The 1,077-nt window shown below is 46.9% G+C and carries 2 protein-coding genes and 1 pseudogene; 2 read left to right on the top strand and 1 reads right to left on the bottom strand.

Going from position 1 to position 1,077, the window contains the following annotated elements; all coding sequences use genetic code 11:
* The coding region (locus tag BW928_RS11225; protein ID WP_144295818.1) for an NlpC/P60 family protein at positions 1-506 on the top strand (506 nt) is incomplete at its 5' end.
* Here BW928_RS11225 and BW928_RS11230 read toward each other — a convergent pair.
* Positions 466-666: a hypothetical protein gene (locus BW928_RS11230; RefSeq protein WP_076556284.1), complete on the bottom strand. Its 201-nt coding sequence runs from the start codon at positions 664-666 to the stop codon at positions 466-468. The two genes, BW928_RS11225 and BW928_RS11230, sit on opposite strands and share 41 nt — an antisense overlap.
* Before the next feature lie 317 nt (positions 667-983).
* Here BW928_RS11230 and BW928_RS12275 point away from each other — a divergent pair.
* Positions 984-1,077, top strand: a pseudogene (locus tag BW928_RS12275) (tail assembly protein); the annotation flags it as partial.

The following is a 1,077-nucleotide window of genomic DNA, read 5'->3' on the forward strand; positions in this document are numbered from 1 at the left end:
TTGGTAGGCACGCTTGCGGCGAAGAATATGCCGAAATTAAACGGCACAAGCCCAAAGCCTATCAAGCACCGTTAATCGGGCGAGAATATCATCACAGCGTGCAGGACTGCTATAGCCTTGTGCGTGATTATTATCAACGAGAGCTAAATATCCATCTGCCAGACTTCCCACGCCTTGATGGCTGGTGGGAAGATGCCAAGCATGAGCCGCTTTATGAAAACAACTTCACCAAGGCAGGATTTGCACAAGTGCATGACCTACAAAAGCACGATGTTATCCTATGCCGAGTCGGACGCACCGAGCATATTAACCACGCCTTGATTTATCTGGGCGATGATGGGCAATTAACCAGCGAAACCGCCACGCCCATCACTGGCACAAGCCTAATCCTGCACCACCCACACGGCAGGCTAAGCGTGCGAGAAATCTACGGCGAAAGCTGGCAAAAAAGGGTGGCGATGGTGGTTAGGCATGGGCATCTTGCCAAAGAGCCACTGCCTCCATGATGATGATATTTTTGGTTTTGCCTGATTGTTTGGCAAGCCCATCAAGCAGCTCGGCAAACTCAATCGGCACTTTAAAGCCAATCGACTTCACCCCACGGCGAGCATCGCTTTCTTTTTGGATTTGATTGCGTGATTTGGGATTGGCAATAACTTTTGGCACTTGACAACTCCTGCTTGTGTTGTTAAGATAAGATTTAAGTTTTAGGAGAGATTGGGTGCTTGCACCACCCAACCCAAGCCTTATGGCTTGACCTGTCTTAATAAGCGTTATTGCTTAATAAAAACAGGATAATGGCGATTACGATTTTTACAGCTAGTTTCATCGCTTATCTCCTAAGGTCGCCACCACTTGACAAGGTCGGTGGCGGTAACCTATCAAGGCTTGGTGTCCCACCACCTTGCCTTGATAAACATATAATAGTTTAAACTACATAAAAAGTCAAGCGTTTGCTTGGCTTTTTTTATTGGATAATATCTATGAAAACCATCTATCTACACGGCATTCTTGCCAAAAAATTCGGCAGGGTGTTTCGCCTTGCGGTCAATTCACCAAGGGAGGCGGCTCATGCTT

The organism is Moraxella cuniculi DSM 21768 (assembly GCF_900156515.1).
Taxonomy (GTDB): Bacteria; Pseudomonadota; Gammaproteobacteria; order Pseudomonadales; family Moraxellaceae; genus Moraxella; species Moraxella cuniculi.